We start from the raw sequence: 24,869 nt of genomic DNA, 5'->3' as shown, positions 1-24,869 counted from the left end.
GCCCGGCTCAGTCGCGCAGGTTGGTGGGGTCGAGGGTCGTCTCCTCGTGGCGGACGTTGCGGTTGTAGAGCCAGGTGACCAGCCACAGGACGACGCCGATGACGAGCAGGATGCCGGCGATGCGGTAGTCGTCGGCCGACCGGCCGGAGAGCGGGCTGGCCAGGTACGCGCAGGCCACGGCGCCGATCACGGGGATCACGGTGGGGGCCTTGAAGTGGTTGTGGTCGACGCGGTCGCGGCGCAGCACGAGGACGGCGATGTTGACGACGGTGAACACGCAGAGCAGCAGCAGCGAGGTGGTGCCGCCGAGTGCGGTCAGGTCGGCGAACCAGATGAGCCCGAACGCGATGAGCGTCGTGAAAACAATGCCGACCCACGGCGTACGGCGCCCGGGGTGGACCTTGCCCAGCACCTTGGGAAGCACGCGCTCGTTGGCCATCCCGTACAGCAGCCGGCTCGCCATCAGCATGTTGATGAGCGCCGAGTTGGCCACCGCGAACATCGTGATGAACGCGAAGATCCACAGCGGGAAGCCGGCCGCGCCCGCCTCGACCACCTTGAGCAGCGGCGCGTCGCCCTCCCCGAGCTCTTCGGGCGCGACCAGGGCGACCGACGAGATCGACACGAGCACGTAGATGACCCCGGTGATGCAGAGCCCGGTCAGCATCACCTTCGGGAAGATGCGTACGGGATCCTTGGTCTCCTCGGCCATGTTGACCGAGTCCTCGAAGCCGACCATGGCGAAGAAGGCCAGCGCCGTGGCCGCGGTGACCGAGAAGAACGCGGACTCGCCCTCGGCCGCCGTGAAGTCGGTCAGCCGGGAGAGGTCGCCGTTGCCGCCGCCCAGCGCCCACGCGCCGATGCAGATGACGATCAGCAGGCCGGTCAGCTCGACGCAGGTCAGCAGCACGTTGAGCTTGACGCTCTCGCCCACCCCGCGGAAGTTGATCAGCCCGACCAGCAACATGAACCCGAGCGCGATGGCGGTCAGCGCGGCGCCGTCGCCCAGCGACAGGTCGAACGCCTCGTCGAAGTTCGACGCGAACGCCTTGGACGCGCTGGACGCACTCGTGAGACCCGAGCACATGACCGCGAAGGTGACGATGAACGTCAGGAAGTGGATGCCGAACGCCTTGTGCGTGTAGAGCGCGGCGCCGGCCGCCCGCGGGTACTTCGTGACGAGCTCGAGGTAACTGAACGCGGTCAGCAGCGCGACGACGAACGCGCACAGGAACGGCAGCCACACCGCCCCGCCGACCTCGGCCGCGACCCGCCCGGTGAGCGCGTACACGCCCGTCCCGAGAATGTCGCCGACCACGAAGAGCAGCAGCAGGCCCGGCCCCATGACACGCTTGAGCGCCGGTTCCTCGTGTGTTGTGACGTCCGCCATTCCGGCAACACTCGTACACAATTCGGCATCTGTCGAGGCAGAACTATCGACGAGTCGCGATCAACGGCTAACGTCGGGTGATGCGCATCGTCGTCGCCGCCAAGCCCGAAGCCGATCAGCCGTGGCTCGCCGACGCGGTGATCGGCCTGGCCAGACAGACCGGGGCCTCCGTCGCGGTGGTCGCCGCGGACGAGGTCGAGCTCGAACGGCTGGCCGCCGTGCCGCGAAAAGTGTTCGCCGACAACGCGTACGCGTCGGCCGCCTCCATCGCCCGCCGCCTGGCCGAGGCCGGGGTCGAGGCGAGCGTGACCGTGCTGTCGGGCCGCCCGGTGACGGCCGTGCTCGACTTCTCGCGCCAGCACAACGCCGACCTGATAGTGGTCGGCTCGAGCACCCGCCCGAAGGTGGCCGAGCGGCTGCTGGGCAGCGTGCCGCTCGACCTGATCAAACAGTCAGCCAAACCGGTGCTGGTGATCACCCATCCGGGGCATCCCGCCTAGGGTCCTTCGACTCCGGTCGCCACGCAGCTCGTGCCGTCCGGTCCTTCACCGATCTTGGTCGGCTCGTCGCCGGTGTCGTTGCCCTCGAACAGGTCGCACAGCGAGATCTCGTCGCCGACGAGCCGCACGCCGTCGATGGTGAGCCGGTCGCCCAGGTTCACGTTGATGCCGGCCAGCGTGCCGCCCGGCGCCGTCGCGGTGATGTTCTCCATCCGCACAGTCCGGGCCGCCTGTGTCGAACAGTTACCGCACGACCGATACAGCTTGCCGAAGTCCGACACCGCGAAGTCACGGATCGTCACCGACCCACCCGCGCCCCGGTTGTCCTGAAACACCTTGTCGTCCGCGGCCGCCGCACTACCGCCCTCGATGACGACGGTCGCGTTGGCGCCGCGGAACGTCGCCGCGTCCTCTCCGACGTCCTCCCAGCTCACATTGCTGAGCGTGCAGCTTCCCGAACAATGCACGCCGTCCGCCGCCGGGCTGCCCAGAATCACGTTCCGCAGTGTCGCCCCGGCCGCGAGCTGGAAGAGCGGATCCTGCCCCTCGTCCTGCCCGCCGTCACCGAGGTCGCCCCCGCCGACGAACCGCTGATTCTGCCCGTCGAACACGCCGGTGACCTCGATCGTCTCGGTCACCACCTGGTCGCCGGTCGCCGCCGACGACACATTGGCGAAGATCACGGCCGCGCTCGCGCCGACGACCGCAACCGCCACAGCAGCCATTCTTTTCCGCATACCAGTCATGACTGGCCTTCCACTATCAAGCCCCCACAGCCGACAGTTGTCGTCAAGAGGTACGCATTCGGGCCGGACAACGGATCAAATTCAAGATCTTGATGTCGTAGCTGGGTGGTGATTACAGACCGTCGCTCCCGCCGAGGCCGCGGCGGGGTGAGCTGGCCGCTGGCGCGTCCAGAACGCTCACCCCACCACGGCGACGTGCGTGAGTGGTTGCGCTCAGGGCACCCGGCTCGCCAGCCACCCGAGCAGCTGGTAGGCCTGTTCCCGCTGCATGCGGCGCAGGGCCGGATCGCCGGGCCGATGGCCGTCGCGCCAGGCCCGCCCGGCCAGCCCGGCGAGCGCGACATTCACATCCTCGGCCGGCGCATCGGCCCAGCACGAGCGCCGCAGCAGCTCCTCCGGATCGAACCCGCACGCGGCGACATCGGGCAGCAGCCGCACGAGGTCCATCCAGCCCGGCGCCGTCCACAGGTGCGTCCAGTCCACGATCCGCAGCCGCCCGTCCGGCTCCCGCATGAAGTTGTCGCGGCGCAGATCTCCGTGGTGCAACGCGGTGCCCGGCCGCAACACGCTCAGCCACCGGCGCTCCAACTCGGCGAGCACCGGCAGCGCAATGCTCACCGGCAGCGGCGGCCCCGGCACCGCCGAACCCTGCCAAGCCCCGAGCATCGGCCGGAAGGCATCCGCGTACGGAGTAGCGCCGTTGACCCGACAGGCCGCGGCGCGCACACGCCACCGATCGATCAGCGACAGAAGCCTCGGGACGTCCTCCGCCGCCCACTGCCGCACGGCCGCGCCCTCGATGACCTCGTATGCCGCCACCCGCCAGTCGCCCACCACCCGAAAGCCAACGAGACGCGGCCCGATCTCCCCGACCGCCTCGGCCAGCGCGGCGCCGACCTCCACCCCCATCCCGAGGGGCGCCGCCTTCACGAACAAGCGCGAGCCCCGCCCGACGACCACGGACGCGATCGACGGCGTGAAGCCACCCTGAGCCGGCTGCTCGGTCTGAACTCGAGCGCCCAGCAGTTCCTTGACCGCCTCCCGCACGGCGGCCGGGGCCTCGGCCAGTCGCGGGCGCGTCATCCGGCGAGGGCCGCGGTGATCTGGCGGGTGGTGTGCCCGGCTATGCGGGGGCTGCTGACGGCGTACGCGCAATACGCATTCAGACCCGCGGCCAGGGCCCACCCTCGACCGCGCAACCAGGTCGCGTCGTCGACGCCGAGCGTCTCGCGGAAGACGGCCCGGGTCGCCGGTGACATCAAGGTGAACGCCATCATCAGGTCACGGGCCGGATCGCCGACACCCAGGCCACCGAAGTCGATGACCGCGCTGACCCGCCCGCCGACCGTGAGCAGGTTCCCGGTGTGGAAGTCGCCGTGGAACCAGACCGGCGGCCGCCCCCAGGCCGGAGCGCTCAGCGCGTCCTCCCACAGCGCGGTCAGGGCCGCCCCATCGAACACTCCCGCCACCGAGGCGATAGCAGCCCTCGTATCAGCGTCACGCTCCGCCAGCCCCCGGCCCACACTCGGCGGCCGCGCCGGCACTGGCAGCCTTTGCAAGGCTCCGAGGAATTCGCCCAGGATCGCGACGGTGTCCACGGAGTCGACCTCAACCGTGGCGACCTCCCCCGCCAGCCAGCGATTGACGGCCCACGACCACGGATAGCCCAGCGCCGGCTCGCCGACCGCAACCGGAACAGGCACAGCCAGCGGCAGGTGCGGCGCCAGGCGGGGCAGCCATGCGGCCTCGACCCGCGCCTGATTGATGGCCCCTTCGTGCCGGGGCAGCCGCACAGCCAGCTCGTCCCCCAGCCGATGAATCACATGGTCGGACCCCGCCGGGTCGACCAGCCGCAACGGCAGCCCCGCCCACTGCGGAAACTGCCCGTCGACGAGCCTGCGCACCAACGGCGTATCGATCTCCACCCACCCATGACAGCCCACCGGCTCCGGCTTGTCGAAGCATTTGCGCGCACCGACATGCCACACTGCCGCCTGTGAGACGTACGGTGATCGCCGCGGCATCCGCCGCCCTGGTGGCAGCCCTGGCCGCGGGCGCGTTGCACGTACGCCGAGACCAAGAGTGGTCCCACGGCGGCGACAAGGTGAAGGTCACGGTGGAGACCGAACTGGCCACCGAGGCGACCTTCCCCGACGTCACAAGCCGACTAGGCGTGCCCGCCGGTGAAGCGACAGCGGTGCCGGCGGCCGGCCAGTCCGTAGTCGTGCGGGTGACGTGGTCCGGCGCCACCGGCGGGGGCCGATTCCAGCTGGTGGCGCTGGACGGCCGGATGACTCCGCCGCGGGTGCTGGCCGCCGACAGCGGCCACGTCTCCGACGGCACCACCGGCTCGAACTGGGCCAGCGCATACGACGTCCTCCCCGACCACTACGACTGGCTGGCCGACGTAGCCCCCGAGAACCACACCGACACGTACGGCCTGAACTCCATGCCCACCGCAGCCGTCGGCGCCCCCGCCACCCCCACCGGCACAGCCACCGCCTGGTTCCACCAGCCCGGCGACAACCCGCTCCCCTTCCAAGACCCCGCCCAGGTAGTAATAGCCCTGATCAAGGTCGACAAAAGCGGCGACGTCCGCTGGGCGAAACGAGTCGCGGGTCAGCCGCCGGCCAGTTCGAAGAAGTAGACGAATCTGTCCCCCGCGATCACGATCCGGTTGCCCGCCGCGACCACGTGGGTGAGCGGATGTTCGACCCGGATCGCTGCGAGTTGCCGTGCGCCCATCGGATCCCAGATCCGGAGCGTGCAGTCGTCGCCGACCGAGCAGAGCAAGCCGTCCGGTGTCACGGCGAGGTCGGTCACCGATCCCCAATGCCCTTCGAGTGCGTGCCGCCTGGCGCCGGACGCGGCGTCCCAGAGCTGGATCCAGTAGTCGCCGTCGGAGGCGGCCAGCCAGCTTCCGTCCGGAGCAACAACGAGCCGGGTACGGCGTCGCAGGAGCGTGGGCGGCCCGGTCCCGAAACCGGCCAGCCGGGTCCAGTCGGTGGGGTCCCACAGTTGAAGGTCCTTCTCCCGGCCGAGCACGGCCAGCCATCGCGCGTCCGGAGCCAGGGCCAAGGCGAGGATGCCGCCTCGATCGGCCACGAAACTGTGCTGGAGCCGAGGTTGCCGGTCCCTGAAGTCCCAGACGGAGAGCACCCCTGCATGCCGGGCCAGGGCGAGCCAGTCACCGTCCGGGCTCATCGCGGCGATACCCGGTTCGACGTCCTGCCCCGGCATCCACGCGTGGGCCCGCCAGTTCGGCCGGTCGAGCACGTACGCCTTCAGCGAGTCACCGATGACCGCCAGCCATCGCCCAGCCGGGTCGAGAGCCAGCGTGTGCGCCCGGGGCGGACCTCCGTCCAGCACACGATCGTGTTCGAAATCCGCGCTCCACACCCGGATCGATCCGTCGGAACACGCGGAGGCGTTCCACTTCTCGGTGAGGGTCACCAGCCGAACCGCGCTCGCGTTGTTGACGAGGCGAGCCGGCCGGCCGGATGCGAGGTCCCAGATCCGCGTTGTCCGATCTCTCGAGCCGGAGGCGAGAACGTCTCCTCCGGGCGACACGGCGAGCGCGTCGACTGCAGCGGAATGTCCGGTGGGAGCGCCCGACGTCGTGTCGGCCGTGGAGCGCCAGATCCGGAGCGCCCGCCCGGAAGCCGCCGTCGCGAGCCAGCTGCCGTCGCCGGCCGTCACGGCGACGGAGACAGCGGCCGCGTGCCCGGTCAAGGTGGTCCGGCAGGTCCAGTCGGACGTGTCCCAGACGGTGATCGTCTCGCCGACCACGACGCCGAGCCACTCGCCGGTGGGTGGCACCAGCAGGACGCGGACGATTCCATTGCTCGGTAGCCGGGTGGCCGCCCGCCGGGCGACGATGTCCCAGACCCAGACAGACCGGTTGTCCCCGGCACACGCCAGCCAGCTTCCGTCCGGCGCAGCGGCCAGCAGGCGGGAAGCACCGGGCGTGACCGCGAGTTCGAAGCGCTCCGACCAGTCCGCGGAGTCCCGGATCTGCACGAACCCGCTCACGTCGGCGGTCGCCAGCCAGTCGGCATCGGCGGGCATCGCCAATGACTCGATCCACGGGCGATCCGGAATCTCCACGTGTTCCGGCCGGCCGGTCTCGACGTCCCAGACGTGAACCAGGGCGTCGGAGGTCAGCAGCGCGATCCAGCGGCCACGCCGGTCGACCGCGAAATCGTCCGAGCGCGTACGTTCGGATCGTCGGCGAACGTGCCGAGCCGGCGCGGGGAGCGTGTGCTTCCAGCGCGTACGACCGGTCACGGTGTCCCAGAGGACGACTGTCCTGGTTTCGCTCGAACTGGCGGCCAGCCAGGTGCCGTCGGCCGCCGCGGCCAGCGCCTCGACGGGACCGCCGGCGCCGCCGAGGATGTGAAGCCGCTCGCCACTCGTGGTGTTCCAGACAGTCGCGGTCCCGTCGACGCACCCGCCGGCGAGCCACCTCCCGTCCGGCGACGAGATCAGTGACCGCACCGGGGAGGACTGGCCGATCAGGGTGAGCCCGCCGGCGCCGCTGAGCGGGCCCTGCAGGCGGACCGAGGCGTCGGCGCTCGTGCAGGCGATCCACCTGCCGTCCGGCGCGACCGCGACCACCGGCTCCGTGGTCACGGCCGGGATGACCCGGATCAGAGCCGGGTGCGGCAGATCCGGCAAGGCGGTCACCGGACGAAGGTGCGGCCCTTCGACGCCGGCCAGCAGACCGTCCCGTACGCCGTCAAGACCGCGCCCGAGCGGGATGCGTGACGCGAAGGTCGCCGCGAGCGCTCCCGGCACGTCCATCGCCCCCAGGACGTGGGCGTTCTGCTGCACGACCGTGGCCAGCTCCCGATGCGGGTCGCTGCCCGCGGCGAACCGCAGGTCGGCTTCCACGGCGGCCGCGCCGATGTGCTGCAGCTTCCCGGTCAACCACCGAGGTTCGGAAAGCAGGCGTTCGAGCTCCTCGTGCAAGCCGGCGCCCTACAAATGGACCGGCAACCACGTCCAGAGGTAGCGGGGATCGGACGGCAGCTCAGCCCAGCCGCCGGGTGCCAGCGGTCGATGGGCGTCGACCAGCGCCCGGTCGAGTTCGGCCCGGCGGTCGGCCGTCCGGTGGCGCAGGTAGGTCCGGATCACGTCGTGCAGCTGCGCCTCCTCCGGATGGCGACGGTAGGTGGCGAGCAAGCTCAGACTGAACAATCGAGCGCAGAATCGGCGGGACCGGAACGCCGGCCAGCCACCGGTGTGTGCCCAGAGCCGGGCCAGCACCTCGCCGGGAATGGTGACGTCCTCGCCGAACACCGCCATCTCGAGGTAGCGCGAGCGCTCGTCGGACGTGAGCCGCCTCAGCCCGGCTTCCACCGTGCGGGCCACCGCCTCGGAACGCGCGCCCTCGTCGCCGATGTCGAGGACGGTGATCCCGCCCTCCCGGAGAGCCTGCAGGATGTCCCGCAACTCGTTCTCCGGGTTGCCGCCGGCTGCCACTCCGTCGCGGACCGCGCCCTGCACGAGACCGAGCAGGACCGGCCACCGGCCCGTGGCTTCCAGGGTCTCGCCGGCCAGATCGGCCGGCAGCCCCGCACTCAACATCAGCCGCGCCTCACCGGCGGTCATCTGGTCGACCGGCACTCGAGCCGCCGCCTCCGGAAGCACGTCCCGCTGCCGGGTCGTGAAGAGCCGCACCGTCCTCCCGCCCCCGATCAGGAACGGCTCCACCTGATCGCGCGTCCACACGTCGTCGATGACCAATAGGACCTCGCGGTCGCCCACCGCGCGCCCGAGCGCCGCCCCGGCCGCGAGCGGATCGGTGACCTCCGGGGCGGCCGCATCGAACAGCCGAGCCATCGAGGTGATCGTCGCCGCCAGCTCCGGCCCCTCCACGTCCTCACCCACGGTCACCCACACCACGCCGCCGGAGAAGTACTCCCGTACTCGATGGGCGACCATCCGGGCGACAGTCGTCTTGCCGAAGCCGCCCGCACCGACCAGGCCCGTGGTCACTCCGACGCTGCTCGCCCCGGGTGCGAGAACGGCCGCGACCAGGGCATCGGCTAGGGAGGGGCGGGGGACCTCAGTGCCGCGCAGCGGCGGGACCGACCAGACCGGCGGAACCCGCCGGCGCTCGAGCTCGATCAGAGCCTGGTAGACGCGAGTCTCCAAGGCGGACGGATCACGGACCATGGCGGCCGTCAGGCCACTGTCCGTGACCGACTCCCGGAAGGCCCGCTGCCTCGGTTCGGCCGGAACGTCGAGCAGAAAGGCCAGCCGAGGAAGCCCCGCCTCGCCGGCCGCCCGAAACTCCATCTCGGTGTAGGACACGTCGGGCCCCTCGCGAACCGAAGAGCCGTAGTTTGCGCCCGCCACCAGCACGTACACGTCCGCCGACTCGACCGCGGCCGCGCAGACGTCGGACGGCGGCCGGTCCTCGGCGGCGAAGTACTTCATGTCGACCGGCACGTGGCCGGCACGAGTCACGGCGGCCTCGGCGGCTTCCACAAAGGGGCCCAGGTCGCTGGTGTGCGACAGGAACACGCGCCAGGGCCGGGTCGCGCCGGGACGGTCCGATTTGGTCACTGTCGGCTTCCGGTCAGGAGCGGGGTGTGCATCGACGGGATAGGGCAGTCTTCACGGCGGGAAAGTTGAAAGCAACACCAAACCCCGGAATTAGCCGTACGGGTGGGTGGATGGGACCGATCGCGGTCGATGCGGGTGGATCAGTCCGGTCACTTATCCATAACGACGGATATGCAGAAGGTGACGGGCGCGATTAGGTGGATCTCGCTCGGGGACATCGAGCTACATAAGAGGCGAAGGGACCAACCCGGTGGTTGACGCAGTGATTTACATGCGGCCGGAGAACTACAGCGCGAGCGCTGCCCGGTGCCTCGACTACTGCTCCGCCCGCCGCTACAACGTGGTCGGCCTGATCCCGGGCGACTGGGCGGCCGCCATGCGGATGCTGCACGAGGGCAAGGCGTCCGTCGTCGTGGTGTCGTCGGCCGAGCACATGGAGCCGCAGCCGGGTGTCGAGATCGCGCCCAAGCCGTCGTCGCGCCGCCGCGCCGGCGCCCGTTCGGTGGCCAACGCCGCGCGGGGCCGCTGGTCGACCGGCACGACGACCACCGCCGAACCGGCCGCGGCACGCCACTATCGCTACTGAGGCGTCCTACGATCCGTGAATGACTGAACCTGTCGGCACGCTCGACGCTCGATTCAGCGATCCCAGCGCCACCGCTCGGCCCTGGTCCGACGTGGACAAAACTCTGACGTACGCGAAAATCTCCTGGCTTTCGACGGTGCGCAGCGATGGGCGCCCGCACGTCACGCCTTTGCCGGCCGTCTGGGCGTACGGCGCCTTGCATTTCTGCACCGGCGCGCGCGAGCAAAAGGGCAAGAATCTCGAGATTAATCCGTACGTCGCTCTGACCACCGGAACGGCCGAGCAGCACGAGGGTCTGGATGTCGTGGTGGAGGGCGCCGCGGCCCAGGTGACCGACGAGTCGCGTCTGCTCGAACTGGCCGGCCTGTGGAAAGACCGCCACGCGTGGAACTTCCGCGTACGCAATGGCCTCTTCACCCAGGACGGTGAGCACGACGCCCTGGTCTTCGCGGTGACGCCGGCCAAGATCCTCGCGTTCGGCAAGGGCGAGCCTTTCTCCCAGACACGCTTCCTCTTCTCCTAGGATCGGCGTAACGTACAACCACATGGTTGTAGGTGACGGCGCGGATCGCGTGTTCCACGCGCTCGCGGACGGCACGCGGCGGGACATTCTCGCCCGGGTCATCCACGACGGCTTGTCCGTGTCGGCGCTGGCCCGGCTGTACCCCATGAGCTTCGCCGCGGTGCAGAAGCACGTGGCGGTGCTGGAGCAGGCCGGGCTCGTCACCAAGGAACGCCGCGGCCGGGAGCAGGTCGTGCACGGCGAGGTGGACGCGCTTCGCCGGGCCGGCGCCCTGCTCACCGACCTGGAACAGCTGTGGCGGCACCGGGTCCGCGGCATCGAGGACGTTCTGAGGAGAGAGCAATGACCGTGATCGACGTACGCCGCGACGAGGAAGCGCTGACGTTCACCCTCGTCGCCGAGTTCGACGCCCCGCCCGCCCGGGTCTGGCAGGTGTGGGAGGACCCGCGCCAGCTCGAGCGCTGGTGGGGCCCGCCGATGTGGCCGGCCACGTTCGACCGGCACGAGTTCCGCCCCGGCGGCCGCTCGGCGTACCACATGACCGGCCCGGACGGCACCAAGTCGCACGGCTGGTTCGAGTTCACCCTGGTCGAGGCGCCGCAGCGGCTGGAGTTCGACGACGGCTTCGCCGACCAGAACGGCGAGCCCGACACGACGATGGGATCGACCCACGGCGTGGTCACCTTCGAGGCGGTGGGCGACAAGACCCGCATGACCATGCTGTCCCGGTTCACCAGCCTCGACCAGCTGCAGCAGATGGCGAAGATGGGCATGGAGGAAGGCATCCGCCTCGCCGTCGGCCAGATCGACGGTGTCCTCGCGTCTTGAGTAAGGGGCGCGGATAGGGTCACGGCATGACGTTCTCGATCGTGGCCCGTTCCGCCGACGGCCAGGCCCTCGGGGTGGCCGTGGCCAGCAAGTTCCTGGGGGTCGGGGCGGCCGTCCCGGCTGCCTTGGCCGACGTCGGCGCGGTCGCCACCCAGTCGTACGCGAATCTGGCCTACCGCCCGCAGGCGCTGGCCCTGCTCGGCACCGGCGTGGCCGCCACCGAGACGGTCAGCGCGCTCATCGCCGGCGACGCCGGCCCGGTCGACCACCGGCAGGTCGGCGTGGTCGGCCCGGACGGCCTGGGCGCGACGTTCACCGGCAAGGCCTGCCACGACTGGGCCGGCGGCCGCTCCGGCGACGGCTATGCGATCCAGGGCAACATGCTGGCCGGCGAGGCGGTGGTCGCCGACATGGAAGAAGCCTGGCTGGCCGGCGACGCCGACCGCCCCCTGCCCTACCGCCTGCTGGAGGCCCTGCGAGCAGGCGACCGGGCCGGCGGCGACCGTCGCGGCCGCCAGAGCGCCGCTCTTCTGGTCGTGTCGAAAGGCCGAGGTTACGGCGGCACCAGCGACGTGTGGGCCGACCTGCGCATCGACGACCACACCGACCCGGTGGCCGAACTGGGCCGCCTGCTGGAGATGCACAGCCTTTACTTCGAGTCCCCGGACCCCGAGACGTTGCTCCCCCTGACCGGCGCCCTGGCCGACGAGGTGGCCGAACGCCTCACCCAGGCCGGCCAGGTCGGCCCCGACCTCGACGAGTCACTGGCCTCCTGGGCCGGCATCGAAAACCTCGAGATGCGCATCGTCGCCGGCAAGATCGACCCGTTGGTGCTCGCCCAGCTCCGCTCAACCACCACCGCAGCCGGGTAGCAAGTTTTAGCGAACGACAATCGGCCAACGCCTACCGCCGGGTTCAGGCGGCTCGCGTTTCCAAGGACGGCGGGCCGCACAGGTCGGCGAGCATGCGGACGTCCGGGTGTGCACCTAGTCCGCGTACTTCGGACGGGTTCAGGGGCGGCACCGGGACGTGCGCGATCAGAGGGTGGTGCGGCCGGCTGCCCTCCTCGTGCGGGCCGAGGAACGTTTCGCCCAGCTTCTCGCCCGGCCGCAGACCCGTGTAGACGATGTCGATCGGCTCGCCGGCCAGCTCGACCATGGTTTGCGCGACCTCGGCGATCCGCACCGGTTCGCCCAGTTGCAGCACCAGCGCCTCGCCGCCGTCGCCGATCGCGGCGGCTTGCAGCACAAGCGTGACCGCCTCCTGCGTCGTCATCAGGTAGCGGGTCACCTCGGGGTGCGTGACCGTGATCGGACCGCCGTCGGCGATCTGCGCGCCGAACGTAGTGAGCACTGAACGACGCTCGCCGAGCACATTGCCGAACCGAACGCTCAGAAAAGTGCCTGTTCGCTCACTTTCGATGTTCGCCACGAGCATTTCGGCGATGCGCTTGGTGTAGCCGAGCACGCTCACCGGGTCGGCCGCCTTGGCCGTGGACACGTTGACGAACAGCTCCACGTCCTCGGCCGCCTCGAGGACGGCCAGGGTGCCGAGCACGTTTGTCTTCACGGCTTCGCCCGGGTGGCGTTCGAGCAGCGGCTGGTGTTGCAGGGCCGCCGCGTGAAAGACAACTTCCGGTTCCCGCGTACGGAACACTTCGCGCATTCGCTCGTCGTCGCGCACATCAGCGAGCACAACCGACGGATCGTGCAGCTCCGCGCGTGCATCAACGCTCAATTGCACGCTTTGCAGCGCCGCCTCGTCATGATCGAGCATGATCAGCTCGGCCGGCTCGAACCGGTGGATCTGACGGCACAACTCCGAGCCGATCTCACCGCCCGCCCCGGTGACCAGCACCCGCTTGCCGCTCAGCCAGCCCGCAATGGCCGCGCTGTCGGTGGCGATCCGATGCCGCCCGAACAGGTCGGTGATGCGCACATCGCGAATGTCCTGCGCGCCGAGCGCATGGTCGAGCGTTTCGCTCATCTCCGGCACGACCAGAAACCGCACACCGGCAGCAATGGCAAGCGCACGGATCTCCCGAACGAGCGAACCCTCGGCGTTGCCGATCGTGAAAATGACGGCCGCCGCCCGTGTCCGTTCGACGGCTGCCGCCAGGTCGGCCCGGGTCCCGACGACGGCGATTCCAGCCAGCCGCTCCCCCTGCGTCCCGGGATCGTCGTCGAGCACCCCAACCGGCTCGAACCGGCTGCGCGGATCAAAGATCATGCTGTGCAGCAGCGTCCGGGCCGCGCTCCCCGCACCGAAGAGGATCGCCCGCGTACGAGGTTCCCGCCGAGCCTCCCCCGAGTGCTCCCGCCGCCACCGCTCATACCGCACACCCAGCGTATAGAGCAGATCTTCCGCCCGGTTGTCCCTCTGCCGACGCACCACGGCACCCCCTTTGGGGGTAATTGTGCCCTGTTCGAACCGCAGGAGAGACGGGGACGATCACGTCGAGCCCGCAATTCCGTGCGACCTCACCTCGGGCCGAGCCGGGCCGGGCCGAGCCGGGCCGGGTCAGGTCAGGTCAGGACACGGTACGGACGGCACATCGGAGCCATGCTCAAGCCCAGGACTTCGCGCACCCCGGCACAACCACATTCAGCACTCGACGCCGGCCGAGCCGGGCCAAGCCGAGCCAAGGCGAGCCGAGCCGAGCCAGGCCAGGCCGAGCCGAGCCGGGCCGAGCCGAGCCGGGCCGAGCCGGGCCGGGCCGGGCCGGGCCGAGCCGAGGCGGCCGAGCCGAGGCGGGCCGGGCTGAGCCAGGCCGAGCCGAGCCAGGCCGAGCCGAGCCAGGCCGAGCCGAGCCAGGCCGAGCCGAGCCAGGCCGAGCCGAGCCAGGCCGGTCCGAGCCGAGCCGAGCCAGGCCGAGCCAGGGCGGCCCGAGCAAGCCGAGCCAGGCCGAGCCGGGCCGGGCCGGGCCGGGCCGGGCCGGGCCGGGCCGGGCCGGGCCGGGCCGGGCCGGGATGAGCCGAGCCTGGCCGGGCCGAGCCTGGCCGGGCCGAGCCTGGCCGGGCCGAGCCTGGCCGGGCCGAGCTAGGCGGAGCCGGGGCGAGCCAGGCCGAGCCACGGCACGCACGGCACATCGCAGCCATGCCTGAGCCCAGGACGCCGCGCGCCCGGCACAACCGCATCCCGCACGCGACGCCGGCCGAGCCCGCCCATCGGCCACCCACGGCCAGGCACGCCGCGGGCATGGCCGTAGTCAGAAATCCCGCGTGGTCAGGACATGCACGTCCAGCATTCGATGCCAGTCGAGGTCGGTCATCGGGCGCGTTGCCACGGCACCCATGGCGGCCATGGCCTCGAGCAGGCGGGACCGGGCCGCGTCGCTGGGCAGGCGGGCGGCCTCGGATCGGAAACGTTCGCTGCGTGAGAACTGCACCAGCGAGTCGGGCAGCGCGGTCGAGGAGGCGGTGCCGTCGTCGCCGTCGAGCCGGACCTCGAGCGAGACACCCAGCGCCGCGGCCAGGTTGCTGACCGCGGCGAGCGTCGGGTTGCCCCGGCCGTTCTCGAGGTTGGCGATGTAGGGCACCGACAGGCCCGCGTCGGCCGATACCGACGCGATCGTTCGGCCGGCCGCTACACGTCGGTTGCGCAGCGTCGCACCCAACTCGGCTATCTCCATGGAACACAGCTTGCCATGGCTTATCTTGCAGGAATAGGTTGCGCGTATGTGGACGGTTTTGCGCGACCATTGCACGTTTCGCAAGCTGTGGGCCGCCGCGACGGTCGACGCGCTGGGCACCTGGCTGCTCGTCATGGCTGTCCCGGTGCAGATCTACGCGGTGACCGGCTCCGGCACGTCGACCGCAGTGGCGTTGGCCGTGCAGGCCGTGCCCGCTCTGACGATCGGCCCTTGGGCTGGCGTACTTGTCGACCACTGGCCGCGCCGATCTATCTTCCTCGGCGCGAACGTGCTGGCCGCGCTAGGCGTGGCGCTGATCGCCGCCGGCCCGGTGTCGCTGATCTACGCGGGCCTGGTCATCGAGAGCGTCGCCGCGTGTTTCCTGCGCCCAGCATTGCAAGCCACCGTTCCCGCCGTCGTCCACGACGAGTACGACCGCGCAACAGCGAATGCACTGCTGGCCATCTCACACAGCGTCCTGCGCATCGGCGCTCCACTGGCCGGAACCGCCCTGACCGCCAGCGGCTGGTTCGCAGCGGTGGTGGTCATCGACGCGGCGAGCTACTTGGCTGCCGCACTCCTGCTGCTCCGCCTCCCGCAATCGGCCGTTGACCGACACAGCCAAACGCGCACTCCAGCCACGGGAAACGCGCCAACGAACAACTTCATTGAGCGAACTCGCTCAGCCGTGAGCGTCACGGAACGTCTCGAACTGCCACAGACTGCTCTTGCCCAAGACGAGCAAACGCTCAACGCCACGCAACAACGCCGACAAACGCGCAACACCCGCCGGCAAGCGGGCAACACCTGCCGACAAACGCGCAACAACCGCCGGCAAGCGCGCAAGCTACGACAGGCCGGCTCTGGTGAGCGCGAGCTGCCGCCGGGCGTCGTCGGTGGGCGCGAACGACAGACGCGGGCCGACGTCGCTCGGATCGGGGCCGGCGTGCGCCATGGGTGGCTGACCGTGGCGCGCAGTCGGCTTCTGAGTGGCATGTTGGTCGGGTCGTTCATCTTCTGGGTGGCTAACGCCGCGCTCACCGCGTTGCTTGTTCCGTTCGTTGCGCAGCGGTTGCACGGTGACGGCCGGGTTGTCGGTCATCTGGCGGCCGGGCTGGGCGCGGGGTATCTGCTCGGGTCGTTCGTGAGCCGGGCGCTGGTCGTTCGATGGACGGCGCGGACGCTTCTGACGGTTACCTACGCGGCCGTGGGCTTCTGCTTCCTGGTTCTGTTCGCCACGACAAACACGGCTGTTGCGGTCGTGGCGATCACGGTGGCGGGCGTTCCTGGAGCCGTCGCGTCCGTCGCTACCAACCATCATCTGCAGAGCGCTGCACCGGAGGACGCGCGCGGCCGGGTCGCGGCCATGTTCCAGACCAGCGACGCGGCTGCCGCCGTCGCCGGGGCGCTCGCCTCGCCGGTCGCCGTCGCGCTGGCCGGTGCCACCGCCGCACCTCTGGTCCTAAGCGCCGTGGTGCTGGTCGCGGCCACGCTGATCGCAGTCCTGCTCCGTCCGGCCGTACGAATACCCGCCGCCTGATCGCTGCAGCACTCGCGACAGGCCCGCTCTACCGCCACCCGACTTCTACCGACGCGCCTACCCGCCGCCCGAACGCGGCGACACACAAACAATCACGCATGGGCTGCCATCGACACTCGCCGACGCTCACACATCCCGGCCACCCTGGCGGCAGGCTTGCTTCGCCCGGCCGGACGAATACCCACGCCGGAAAGCTGCGGCACACCAACACGCCCGCGCGAACGCCGCCAGGCCGTACAAGTACCCGCCGCTTGGTCGCTTGCAGCACACCGACAGGCACGCTGACCGGCCGCACCAACACCCGCCGTCCGATCGCTGCTGCACACCGACAAAGCACGCCAGGCCGGCGCCCGCCGCTTGCCTACGCGCATGCATCGCGGCCACCGGAGGATCACGGCACGGCGATCACCCTGACGAGTGCATCGCGGCCTTGTTCCGGCGAAGCGGAGCGGTCCCGGCGACCGGGGCGCTGCGCTAAAACCGGAGATCGGCGTGTTGGGTGCGAGGGTGGCGGTCGTAGGCTCGGCGGGTGGTGGAGCGCAAGATCGATGTGCTGGTGGTCCGGTGGTACGAGCGGCTGCCGGCGGCCGGCATCGTGGGGCGGTGGTTCGACGCGGCGGCCGCTCATCTGCCTGAGGCGGTGCCGAAGCGGTTCGGCGACACGGAACCCTTAAAGGGGCAGGGTGGGCGCGCCGAGGTGGAGGCGGCCCTGGGCCGGGCACAGACGTTGCTGTTTCTGGCTGGTACGGCGCCGGTCTATCACGCCTCGCTCGGCACTGATGGGGGGCCGCGGCTCGGGCCCGTCGTCGCTCATTCGTTGCAGGTCGAGCTCGACCCCTCGGATGAGCGGGTGCGGAAGTTCGCCCTAGCGGTGGCCGGGGAGGACACCATTTACGTCGGCCTCGGTGGCCGGCGGGATGACGCTCGATCGGAAGACGCTCTGGGGGCCGGCGGAACGGCCCGAGGAACCGTTTCTGGCGCCGCTCGGTCAGTGGCTCGGGCTTCCTCCTGAGCGCCCGGCCTGGTGCTGGTTCGGGGACGCGTACGCGAAAAAGCTCGGAATCTCGCAGATGACGGGGACCGGCGAGTGGGTGCCGGAACGGCTGCGGGCACGACTCGGCGAGGTGGATCCGGCGAGGCGGCAGGCTGCGTGGGTGCCGCGCGGGCTCGGGCCATCACCGTGGCGCACGCTGCTCGGGGGAACCTGAGACGGCGGGGAAACAACACCGAAACGGAGGGTTTCTCAGGTTGGCGAGCAATGGTGGGATGAGACGGCAGTCACATCAGCACCGTGAAGGGGACCGACCGCATGCTCAACCTCTCGATCCTGCTCGAGGACAGCGCCCGCAACTATCCGGAGCGGGCGGCGGTCGTCCTCGGTGACCGGCGCCTGACCTACGCCCAGGTCGACGCGGCCGCCAACCAGGTGGCCAACCTGCTGGTCGAGCGGGGCATCCAGCCCGGCGACAAGGTCGCCCTCTCGTGCCCGAATCTTCCGTACTTCCCGGTCGTCTATTACGGCATCCTCAAGGCCGGCGCCGTCGTCGTCCCCTTGAACGTGCTGCTCAAGGGGCGTGAGATCGCCTACCACCTCAAGGACTCCGAGGCCAAGGCGTACCTCTGCTTCCAGGGCACCCCCGAGCTGCCGATGGGCGCCGAGGGGTTCACCGGCTTCCAGCAGACCGACGGCTGCGACACGTTCTTCCTGATCACCGCCGACCCGACGGCCGCGTCGCCGATCGAGGGCGCCGAGACGCTCGGCTCCGGTCTGGCCGGCAAGTCGCCGGTCTTCGAGGCCGTGCTGCTGCCCGAGACCGATCCGGCGGTCATCCTTTACACCAGCGGCACGACCGGTCAGGCCAAGGGCGCCGAGCTGTCGCACTCGAACCTGCTGCTCAACGCGCTCACTTGCAACCGTCTTTTCGGCGGTACGCCGGGCACCGACACACATCTGCTGGTGCTCCCGCTGTTCCACTCGTTCGGCTCGACAGTGAACATGAACGCCGGCTTCGCCACGGCCGCCACGCTGGTCCTGCTGCCCCGGTTCGACGCCAAGGCCGCGGTTCAGCTGCTGCAGAGCGAGAACGTCACCTTCTTCGCGGGCGTGCCGACCATGTGGTGGGGGCTGCTCAACGCGCTCGGCGAAGGCGTCGACGTGGAGCGCATCGCGGCCAACATGCGGGTGGCCGTCTCCGGTGGTTCCAGCCTGCCCGTCGAGATCATCCGGGAGGTCAAGGAACGCTTCGGGGTAACCATTCTTGAGGGGTACGGGTTGTCGGAGACGTCGCCCGTGGCCACCTTCAGCAAGCCGGGGGCCGACCCGCGGCCGGGCTCGATCGGCGTACCCATCTGGGGTGTCGAAGTGAAGCTCATCGACCCGGAATGGAACACGGTCGAGAGCGCGGACGAGATCGGTGAGATCGCCATCCGCGGGCACAACATCATGCGCGGCTACTACAACCGGCCCGAGGCCACGGCCGAGGTCATGCGGGACGGCTGGTTCCGCAGCGGCGACCTGGGCCGGCGCGACAAGGACGGCTACTACTACATCGTCGACCGGGCCAAAGACATGATCATCCGTGGCGGCTTCAACGTGTACCCGCGCGAGATCGAAGAGGTGCTGATCACCCACGAGGCGGTCTCGCTGGCCGCCGTGATCGGCGTGCCCCACGAGAGCCACGGCGAGGAGGTCAAGGCGTTCGTGATTCTCAAGCCGGGCGCCACCGTGACCGAGGACGAGCTGGTCGAGTGGGGCAAGGAGCAGATGGCGGCGTACAAGTACCCGCGCGTCGTGAGCATCGTCGAGTCGCTGCCGATGACCGCCACGGGCAAGCTGCTGAAGCGCGAATTGAACTGATCATCTTTAATGGAGCGCCCGGCCGCTTTTACGCGCGCCGGGCGCTTGCGTTCATGGCGCACAGTGAAGGGCCCACAACAGCGGGGAGGAAGCTTGAGCACAGCGCTGGCGGCCCGGCCCGGCGTGCTTCGGCGCGTCGGCGGACTCAGACACCACTCCCCCGGGCGCCTGCAACTGCTCGTAGCTCTGCTGGTCGCGCTGGGCCTTCTCAGCGGTCTGCTGGCCGGCGTGGCGGGTTCCTCGGCCCGGGCCGGCACGAATGATCTGGCCGACCGCGCCCAGCCGCTGCTCGTCGAGGCCGAGACCATCTACGCCGCGCTGGCCGACGCCGACACCACGGCCGCCCAGGCGTTCCTGGCCGGCGGGCTCGAGCCGTCCGCGCTGACCCGCCGCTACGACGACGACCTGGCCCGCGCCACCACCGCGCTCACCTCGGCCGCCCGCCGCACCCCGGAGGACGGCCGCGCCGCCACCGCCGTCCGCACGCTGTCGGCCGGCGTCGCAGACTATGCCGCTCTGGTCGCCACCGCCCGCGCCAACAACCGCCAGGGCCTGCCCATCGGCTCGTCCTACCTGTCCGAAGCCTCACGGCTCAACCGCGACACACTGCAGCCGCAGGCCCGCGAGTTGTTCCAGGGCGCGCAGCAAGAGGTCCAGGACGGTTACGGCCGTGCCGGGGCCTGGGGCTGGATGACGCTGCTGGTGCTGTCGCTGGTGGCCCTGATCGTCGCGCTGGCCCTCACCCAGCGCTATCTGAGCCGCAACACGCGCCGCACGTTCAACGTGCCGTTGGTTGGGGCCACCGCCGTGACGGTGGTTCTCACGATCGGCGTTCTGAGCATTCTCATCGCTCAGCAGACCCGGCTCGACCGGGCGGCCAACCAGGGCTCGGGGCCGGTGGCGTCGATCGCCGAGAGCCGGCTGCTGGCCCTGCAGGCCCGGGGCGACGAGGCGCTGACCCTGGCTGCCCGGGCCGGCTCCGGACCGTACGAGAAGGACTTCGAAGCCGTCGCCGAACGGCTGCGCCAGTCCGGTGGGCCGATGGTCAACTCCTACGGCCTGCTCGATCCGTCCCTGGGCCGGACCATGGACAGGGCCGCCGAGGGCTTCGACAAGTACGTCACCGCCCACAGCGACGTGCGCGCGCTCGACGACAGCGGCAACTACGACGACGCGGTCAAGCTGGCCATCGGCAAAGAGACCACCGACACGTTCGAGGGGGTGCGGCTCGAGCTCGACCGGGCGCTGGAGAACCGCAAGGAGTTCTTCACCCGGGAGATCAGCGCCGCCGGCGACGGACTGGGCCTGCTCACCGTCGGCGGGCCGCTGCTGGCCCTGGCGGCCTGCGTCCTCGCCTTCATCGGGCTCCGCACGCGACTGGAGGAGTACCGCTGATGCGCATCCGAGCCGCCCTCGCCCTGGCCGCGGTCGCCGCCCTCGCCGGTTGCTCCGGCGACGTCACTCCCCTGCCCTTCACGCCCGACCGGCCCCAGGCCGAGGCGACCACCCCGGCCCCCGGCGGCGGCAAAGCGGCACCGGCCTGCAACCCGCGGGCCAGCCTGCGCCCGGCCGGTTCGCTGCCCAAGCCCGGCAACATGCCCGCCGGCAGCTACATGGCCACGATCCAGGAACGCGGCCGGCTGATCCTGGGCACGAGCCAGGACACGTTGCTGTTCAGCTCGCGCAACCCCTTCTCGGGCAAGATCGAGGGCTTCGACGTCGACATGGGCCGCCAGATCGCCGAGGCCATCTTCGGCGACCCGGACAAAATTCAGATCAAAGTCATCGGCTACGACAAGCGCGTCAGTTCCGCTGCCGACGGCAGTGTGGATATTGTCGCGGACACCATGACGGCGAACTGCGAACGCTGGGCGGATGTCAATTTCTCCAGCATTTACTACGAAGCCGGGCAGAAGGTGCTCGTCTCCAAGAACTCGACGGCCGAGAGTATTGACGACCTCGGCGGCAAAAAGGTGTGCTCGGCGGCCGGCTCGACGTCGTTCGAGAACATCGGCAAGGTGAAGACCAAGCCGATCGCCGTGGCCCGGCCCGCGTTCGGCGACTGCCTGGTGGCCTTCCAGCGCAACGAGGTCGACGGCATCTCGACCGACGACACGATCCTGGCCGGAATGGCGGCCCAGGACCCGTACGCGAAGGTCATCGGAAAGCGTTTCACCGAGGAGCCGTACGCGATCGCGATGAACAAGACCCACCCCGAGTTCGCCCGGTTCGTCAACGCCGTGCTCGAGCGCAACCGCGCCGACGGCACGTGGAAGAAGACGTACGACAAATGGCTGGGCGACTTCGGCGCGGCGCCCCCACCGCCCAAGGCTCAGTACCGATGACGAGTCAGGCCGAGACGGAACTGCTACGCCTCGAGACCGCGATGTCGGCCATCTCGTCGAACCTGGTCGACCTGGACGACAACCCGGCCCGCAAGGAGCTCGACCGGTCGTCCCTGACCGGGCGGACGGCGACCGCGTGGGCCGACGCGACCGAGGCCCTGACCGAGCTGTGGGAGGGCTACCGCCTGCTCACCGAGGTGGTCGCCCGCGCGTCCAAGTTCCGCGACAAGCGCCGGCCCAGCGACACCGAGCGCACGAAGTTCGCCCACGAGGTGCTGGGCGAGTCGATCACGCTGTCGACCAAGGTCGTGCCGCTGGCCCAGCGCGGCCTGCTCGGTCCCGGCCAGGTGCACACCACGTGCACGCCCGCCCAGCTCCTGTCGGCGATGGAGGCCGCCTTCGCCACGGCGGTCGGTGTCGCGACGCGGGCCGGCGAGGCCTGGGACAAACTTCTGCCGGCGGCGGCCGAGGCGGCGAGCTCGCTCGAGACCGTACGGCGGTTGACCCGCGAGTCGGGCGGGAGCACCGCCGCGGTCGACGAGGCGGACCGGCGGCTCGGCCAGTTCACAGCCACGCTGGCCACCGATCCGCTCGGCGTCGAGGAGCGGGACCTGGCCGCCGTACGCACGTTGATCCAGCGCGCCGACGCCGAGCGCACGTCGGCCGGCGAACTGCGCGAGATGCTGGTCCAGCGGCTGGCCGACGCCCACAAGACGGCGGCCGAGATCGACGCGGCCACCCAGGAGGCGCACGCCGCCGCCGAGAAGGCCGCCGACCGGTTCCCGCCGCACGAGATCGCCCCCGTGCCCTCGGCCAGTCTGCGGCCCGACCTGGTGGCCGTCGAGGCGCTGGCCGCGGCCGGGCACTGGCCGCTGATCAGCTCCCGCCTGGCCGAGTGGAACCGCCGCGCCCGCGACCAGCTGGCCGCCCTGCGCGACGGCGCCGCCCGCAACAACGGCCTGCTGGCCACCCGCAACGAGCTGCGCGGCCGCCTCGACGCCTACCAGGCCAAGGCCCTGCGGCACGGGCTGGCCGAGCACACCGACCTGAGCCCGCTGGCCACCACGGCGCGCGAAGCCCTTTACGTCGCCCCGTGCGACCTGACCACGGCCCGCCGCGCCGTCAACGCGTACCAGGAAGCCCTCACCGCCACGATCGCGAGGAACCGATGAAGTGCGAACGTGACTGCCCCGGAACCATCGAGGACGGATACTGCGACACCTGCGGCCTCGCGCCCCGAACAGGTTCAACCCCCGCACCGGCCCCGCGCGAGGCGACCAGCCCCTCCGTGCGTACGTCGGCGCTCTCCACGCGTACGTCGGGATCGGCCCGCACCGGCAGCTCGCGCACCGGATCGCGGCGCCGGTTCGGCGGCGGCCTGGTCGACATCGCGCCCATCACCCAGGCCGACCCGGCCACCGCCGTCATGGCCACGGCCGAGGTGCCGGAATCCAAGCGGTACTGCGCCAAGTGCGGCAACCAGGTCGGCCGTACGCGCGGCGACCGGCCCGGGCGTACGTCGGGCTTCTGCCCCTCGTGCGGCGAGCCCTTCAACTTCACTCCCAAGCTGGTCAAGGGCGACCTGATCGGCGGGCAGTACGAGGTGATCGGGGCGCTCGCGCACGGCGGTCTGGGCTGGATCTACCTGGCCGTCGACAAGAACGTCTCGGACCGCTGGGTGGTGCTCAAGGGCCTGCTCAACTCGGGCGACGAGGACGCGCTGGCGGCGGCCGTGGCCGAGCGGCGGTTCCTGGCCGAGGTCGAGCACCCCAACATCGTCAAGATCTACAACTTCGTCGAGCACGACGGCGCCGGCTACATCGTCATGGAGTACGTCGGCGGCAAGTCGCTCAAAGACATCCTCAAGGACCGGCGGACGGCGGCCGGCAACACGTCCGACCCGCTTCCGGTCGACCAGGCCCTGGCGTACGTCCTCGAGATCATGCCCGCGTTCGGCTATCTGCACGACCGCGGCCTGATCTACTGCGACTTCAAGCCGGACAACGTGATCCAGGTCGCCGATCAGCTCAAACTGATCGACCTGGGCGGCGTCGTGCACATCGACGACCAGGATGCGGCTCTCTACGGCACGGTCGGTTACCAGGCGCCCGAGATGGCCACGCTGGGCCCGTCCATCGCGTCGGATCTTTACACCATCGGCCGTACGCTGGCCGTGCTCACGACCGACTTCCGGGGCTACCAGACCACGTTCTCCGACAGCCTCCCCGACCGCGGCGAGTTCCCGGTCTACCAGCGGTTCGAGTCGTTCTACCGGCTGCTGCGCCGGGCCACGGCGAGCAACCCGGGCGAGCGGTTCGTGGACAGCGCCGAGATGGCCGAGCAGATGCTGGGCGTGCTGCGGCAGGTGCTGGCGGCCGAAGGCACGCCCCAGCCGGCGCCCTCCCGGCTGTTCACCGGCGAACTGCGAACCGACCTGCGCTCCGAGACGCCGCGCTGGCAAGACCTGCCCACTCCCCTGATCGACCTGACCGACCCGGCGGCGGCCTTCCTGGCCTCGGTGACGGTCACCGACCCGGCCGAGGTGCTGACGCTGCTGCGCTCGGCGCCGGCCGAGACGCTCGAGGTGGCGCTGCGCGGGCTGCGGGCGCTGATCGACCTCGGCGTGCGCGACGGCTCGTTCGCCGGGGCCCGGCAGGAGTGCGACCGGCTGGCCGCCAAGTACGGCGACGACTGGCGGGTGGCCTGGTACGACGGGCTGCTCGCGGTGGCCGAGGGCCAGTACACCGAGGCCCGGCAGCGCTTCGACGCCGTCTACTCCGCGCTGCCCGGCGAGCTCGCGCCGCAGCTCGCGCTGGGACTGACGCTCGAGCTGGCCGGGGACGCGGCGGCGGCCGGCTACTACGACGTGGTGAGCCGCACCGATCCGTCCTACACGGCCGCGGCGGCGGGCCTGGCGCGTTGCCGCCTCGGCGCCGGTGACCGCAGCGGGGCCGTCGAGGCCTACAACCGCGTTCCCGGTACGTCGTCCGCCTACCGGAGTTCGCAGGTCGGCGCGGTCCGGGCGCTCGTGCGGGCGCACGCGTCGGCCGTGCCCGACGTCGACGCGCTGGCCACGGCGGCCGCCCTCATCGAACGGCTCGAGGTGGAGGCCGCACAACTGGCCGCTCTGCGGGCCGAGCTGCTCGAACAGGCGCTGCGAAACGTGGCCGGCAAGGCTACGCTGCCCGCGGCGGTGCTCGGGCCCGCCCGCAACGGCAACATCCGTGAGCGCGACATCCGGTTCGCGCTCGAGGAGGCGTACCGCGAGATGGCCCGCGCGGCTCACGGCGCCGAGAAGATCCGCCTGGTCGACCTGGCCAACGCGTCCCGCCCCCGGACGCGTACATGAA

Annotated in this window: 23 protein-coding genes; 15 read left to right on the top strand and 8 right to left on the bottom strand. The window is 70.5% G+C overall.

Annotated elements, in window-relative coordinates; all coding sequences use genetic code 11:
- Positions 1 to 7: 7 nt before the first annotated feature.
- Positions 8 to 1,390, bottom strand: coding sequence for an APC family permease (locus OWR29_RS44085; protein ID WP_267569613.1), 1,383 nt, complete (start codon positions 1,388 to 1,390; stop codon positions 8 to 10).
- Positions 1,391 to 1,470: 80 nt separating this feature from the next.
- Here OWR29_RS44085 and OWR29_RS44080 point away from each other — a divergent pair, with 80 nt between their 5' ends.
- Entirely contained in the window at positions 1,471 to 1,890 is a 420-nt protein-coding gene (locus tag OWR29_RS44080) for a universal stress protein (RefSeq protein ID WP_267569612.1), read from the top strand.
- Here OWR29_RS44080 and OWR29_RS44075 read toward each other — a convergent pair.
- From OWR29_RS44075 to OWR29_RS44065, 3 genes are all read right to left on the bottom strand, one after another.
- Positions 1,887 to 2,615 (bottom strand): pectate lyase, encoded by a 729-nt coding sequence (locus tag OWR29_RS44075; RefSeq protein ID WP_267569611.1) that lies wholly within the window; start codon positions 2,613 to 2,615, stop codon positions 1,887 to 1,889. The two genes, OWR29_RS44080 and OWR29_RS44075, sit on opposite strands and share 4 nt — an antisense overlap.
- A gap of 234 nt (positions 2,616 to 2,849) precedes the next feature.
- Complete coding sequence (locus OWR29_RS44070; protein ID WP_267569610.1) at positions 2,850 to 3,719, bottom strand: aminoglycoside phosphotransferase family protein; 870 nt, start codon at positions 3,717 to 3,719, stop codon at positions 2,850 to 2,852.
- Positions 3,716 to 4,561: an aminoglycoside phosphotransferase family protein gene (locus OWR29_RS44065; protein ID WP_267569609.1), complete on the bottom strand. Its 846-nt coding sequence runs from the start codon at positions 4,559 to 4,561 to the stop codon at positions 3,716 to 3,718. Before OWR29_RS44065 ends, OWR29_RS44070 begins: the two co-directional genes overlap by 4 nt.
- A 71-nt stretch (positions 4,562 to 4,632) precedes the next feature.
- On the opposite strand from OWR29_RS44065, the gene OWR29_RS44060 reads away from it, so the two are divergent.
- Positions 4,633 to 5,283, top strand: coding sequence for a hypothetical protein (locus OWR29_RS44060; protein WP_267569608.1), 651 nt, complete (start codon positions 4,633 to 4,635; stop codon positions 5,281 to 5,283).
- Here the strand turns inward: OWR29_RS44060 and OWR29_RS44055 are convergent.
- Both OWR29_RS44055 and OWR29_RS44050 read right to left on the bottom strand, forming a co-directional pair.
- Complete coding sequence (locus OWR29_RS44055) at positions 5,256 to 7,565, bottom strand: WD40 repeat domain-containing protein (RefSeq protein WP_267569607.1); 2,310 nt, start codon at positions 7,563 to 7,565, stop codon at positions 5,256 to 5,258. The genes OWR29_RS44060 and OWR29_RS44055 overlap by 28 nt on opposite strands.
- A 51-nt stretch (positions 7,566 to 7,616) precedes the next feature.
- The gene (locus OWR29_RS44050) at positions 7,617 to 9,209 is read right to left on the bottom strand and encodes a DUF4062 domain-containing protein (protein ID WP_267569606.1); all 1,593 of its coding nucleotides are present in this window, start codon (positions 9,207 to 9,209) and stop codon (positions 7,617 to 7,619) included.
- A 250-nt stretch (positions 9,210 to 9,459) separates the two neighbouring features.
- On the opposite strand from OWR29_RS44050, the gene OWR29_RS44045 reads away from it, so the two are divergent.
- Genes OWR29_RS44045 through OWR29_RS44025 form a run of 5 tightly spaced genes read left to right on the top strand, consistent with a single transcriptional unit; the run spans position 9,460 to position 12,018 of the window.
- The gene (locus tag OWR29_RS44045) at positions 9,460 to 9,795 is read left to right on the top strand and encodes a hypothetical protein (protein ID WP_267569605.1); all 336 of its coding nucleotides are present in this window, start codon (positions 9,460 to 9,462) and stop codon (positions 9,793 to 9,795) included.
- A 19-nt stretch (positions 9,796 to 9,814) separates the two neighbouring features.
- A complete protein-coding gene (locus OWR29_RS44040; RefSeq protein ID WP_267569604.1) occupies positions 9,815 to 10,318 on the top strand; it encodes a pyridoxamine 5'-phosphate oxidase family protein in 504 nt (167 codons plus the stop codon).
- A 22-nt stretch (positions 10,319 to 10,340) separates the two neighbouring features.
- Complete coding sequence (locus OWR29_RS44035; RefSeq protein ID WP_267569603.1) at positions 10,341 to 10,664, top strand: ArsR/SmtB family transcription factor; 324 nt, start codon at positions 10,341 to 10,343, stop codon at positions 10,662 to 10,664.
- A complete protein-coding gene (locus OWR29_RS44030) occupies positions 10,661 to 11,146 on the top strand; it encodes an SRPBCC family protein (protein ID WP_267569602.1) in 486 nt (161 codons plus the stop codon). The genes OWR29_RS44035 and OWR29_RS44030 overlap by 4 nt, the downstream gene beginning before the upstream one ends.
- A 26-nt stretch (positions 11,147 to 11,172) precedes the next feature.
- On the top strand, positions 11,173 to 12,018 hold the full coding sequence (locus OWR29_RS44025) for a DUF1028 domain-containing protein (RefSeq protein ID WP_267569601.1): 846 nt from the start codon (positions 11,173 to 11,175) through the stop codon (positions 12,016 to 12,018).
- 43 nt (positions 12,019 to 12,061) lie between these two features.
- Here OWR29_RS44025 and OWR29_RS44020 read toward each other — a convergent pair whose 3' ends face one another.
- Positions 12,062 to 13,537: a polysaccharide biosynthesis protein gene (locus OWR29_RS44020; protein ID WP_267569600.1), complete on the bottom strand. Its 1,476-nt coding sequence runs from the start codon at positions 13,535 to 13,537 to the stop codon at positions 12,062 to 12,064.
- Positions 13,538 to 13,708: 171 nt separating this feature from the next.
- Here OWR29_RS44020 and OWR29_RS44015 point away from each other — a divergent pair, with 171 nt between their 5' ends.
- On the top strand, positions 13,709 to 14,119 hold the full coding sequence (locus OWR29_RS44015; RefSeq protein WP_267569599.1) for a hypothetical protein: 411 nt from the start codon (positions 13,709 to 13,711) through the stop codon (positions 14,117 to 14,119).
- A gap of 235 nt (positions 14,120 to 14,354) precedes the next feature.
- On the opposite strand, the gene OWR29_RS44010 is transcribed toward OWR29_RS44015, so the two are convergent.
- Positions 14,355 to 14,777: a helix-turn-helix domain-containing protein gene (locus OWR29_RS44010; protein ID WP_267569598.1), complete on the bottom strand. Its 423-nt coding sequence runs from the start codon at positions 14,775 to 14,777 to the stop codon at positions 14,355 to 14,357.
- A gap of 46 nt (positions 14,778 to 14,823) precedes the next feature.
- On the opposite strand from OWR29_RS44010, the gene OWR29_RS44005 reads away from it, so the two are divergent.
- From OWR29_RS44005 to OWR29_RS43975, 7 genes are all read left to right on the top strand, one after another.
- Complete coding sequence (locus OWR29_RS44005) at positions 14,824 to 16,317, top strand: MFS transporter (protein ID WP_267569597.1); 1,494 nt, start codon at positions 14,824 to 14,826, stop codon at positions 16,315 to 16,317.
- A 529-nt stretch (positions 16,318 to 16,846) separates the two neighbouring features.
- Positions 16,847 to 17,329, top strand: a complete 483-nt coding sequence (locus tag OWR29_RS44000; RefSeq protein WP_267569596.1) for a hypothetical protein — start codon at positions 16,847 to 16,849, stop codon at positions 17,327 to 17,329.
- 297 nt (positions 17,330 to 17,626) lie between these two features.
- A complete protein-coding gene (locus OWR29_RS43995) occupies positions 17,627 to 19,174 on the top strand; it encodes a long-chain-fatty-acid--CoA ligase (RefSeq protein WP_267569719.1) in 1,548 nt (515 codons plus the stop codon).
- A 93-nt stretch (positions 19,175 to 19,267) separates the two neighbouring features.
- Positions 19,268 to 20,569 (top strand): GlnX family signal transduction membrane protein, encoded by a 1,302-nt coding sequence (locus OWR29_RS43990; RefSeq protein WP_267569595.1) that lies wholly within the window; start codon positions 19,268 to 19,270, stop codon positions 20,567 to 20,569.
- Positions 20,569 to 21,519 (top strand): glutamate ABC transporter substrate-binding protein, encoded by a 951-nt coding sequence (locus tag OWR29_RS43985; protein WP_267569594.1) that lies wholly within the window; start codon positions 20,569 to 20,571, stop codon positions 21,517 to 21,519. Before OWR29_RS43990 ends, OWR29_RS43985 begins: the two co-directional genes overlap by 1 nt.
- Positions 21,516 to 22,691 (top strand): hypothetical protein, encoded by a 1,176-nt coding sequence (locus tag OWR29_RS43980; protein ID WP_267569593.1) that lies wholly within the window; start codon positions 21,516 to 21,518, stop codon positions 22,689 to 22,691. Before OWR29_RS43985 ends, OWR29_RS43980 begins: the two co-directional genes overlap by 4 nt.
- A 116-nt stretch (positions 22,692 to 22,807) precedes the next feature.
- Positions 22,808 to 24,868 (top strand): serine/threonine-protein kinase, encoded by a 2,061-nt coding sequence (locus OWR29_RS43975; RefSeq protein ID WP_267569592.1) that lies wholly within the window; start codon positions 22,808 to 22,810, stop codon positions 24,866 to 24,868.
- The last annotated feature ends 1 nt before the right edge of the window (position 24,869 follow it).

This window comes from Paractinoplanes pyxinae (genome assembly GCF_026626335.1).
Lineage (GTDB): Bacteria > Actinomycetota > Actinomycetes > Mycobacteriales > Micromonosporaceae > Actinoplanes > Actinoplanes pyxinae.
Note: the sequence above shows the minus strand (reverse complement) of the source record. Positions and strands in the feature narration are given on the sequence as shown.

Excerpts from the sequence above, each read along its gene's own strand:
- OWR29_RS44030 (WP_267569602.1), top strand. The coding sequence starts at position 10,661 with ATGACCGTGATCGACGTACGCCGCGACGAGGAAGCGCTGACGTTCACC.
- OWR29_RS44040 (WP_267569604.1), top strand. The coding sequence starts at position 9,815 with ATGACTGAACCTGTCGGCACGCTCGACGCTCGATTCAGCGATCCCAGC.
- OWR29_RS44080 (WP_267569612.1), top strand. The coding sequence starts at position 1,471 with ATGCGCATCGTCGTCGCCGCCAAGCCCGAAGCCGATCAGCCGTGGCTC.
- OWR29_RS44015 (WP_267569599.1), top strand. The coding sequence starts at position 13,709 with ATGCTCAAGCCCAGGACTTCGCGCACCCCGGCACAACCACATTCAGCA.
- OWR29_RS43995 (WP_267569719.1), top strand. The coding sequence starts at position 17,627 with ATGCTCAACCTCTCGATCCTGCTCGAGGACAGCGCCCGCAACTATCCG.
- OWR29_RS44025 (WP_267569601.1), top strand. The coding sequence starts at position 11,173 with ATGACGTTCTCGATCGTGGCCCGTTCCGCCGACGGCCAGGCCCTCGGG.
- OWR29_RS44070 (WP_267569610.1), bottom strand. The coding sequence starts at position 3,719 with ATGACGCGCCCGCGACTGGCCGAGGCCCCGGCCGCCGTGCGGGAGGCG.
- OWR29_RS44005 (WP_267569597.1), top strand. The coding sequence starts at position 14,824 with ATGTGGACGGTTTTGCGCGACCATTGCACGTTTCGCAAGCTGTGGGCC.
- OWR29_RS44035 (WP_267569603.1), top strand. The coding sequence starts at position 10,341 with ATGGTTGTAGGTGACGGCGCGGATCGCGTGTTCCACGCGCTCGCGGAC.
- OWR29_RS43980 (WP_267569593.1), top strand. The coding sequence starts at position 21,516 with ATGACGAGTCAGGCCGAGACGGAACTGCTACGCCTCGAGACCGCGATG.
- OWR29_RS44010 (WP_267569598.1), bottom strand. The coding sequence starts at position 14,777 with ATGGAGATAGCCGAGTTGGGTGCGACGCTGCGCAACCGACGTGTAGCG.
- OWR29_RS43985 (WP_267569594.1), top strand. The coding sequence starts at position 20,569 with ATGCGCATCCGAGCCGCCCTCGCCCTGGCCGCGGTCGCCGCCCTCGCC.
- OWR29_RS44085 (WP_267569613.1), bottom strand. The coding sequence starts at position 1,390 with ATGGCGGACGTCACAACACACGAGGAACCGGCGCTCAAGCGTGTCATG.
- OWR29_RS44075 (WP_267569611.1), bottom strand. The coding sequence starts at position 2,615 with ATGGCTGCTGTGGCGGTTGCGGTCGTCGGCGCGAGCGCGGCCGTGATC.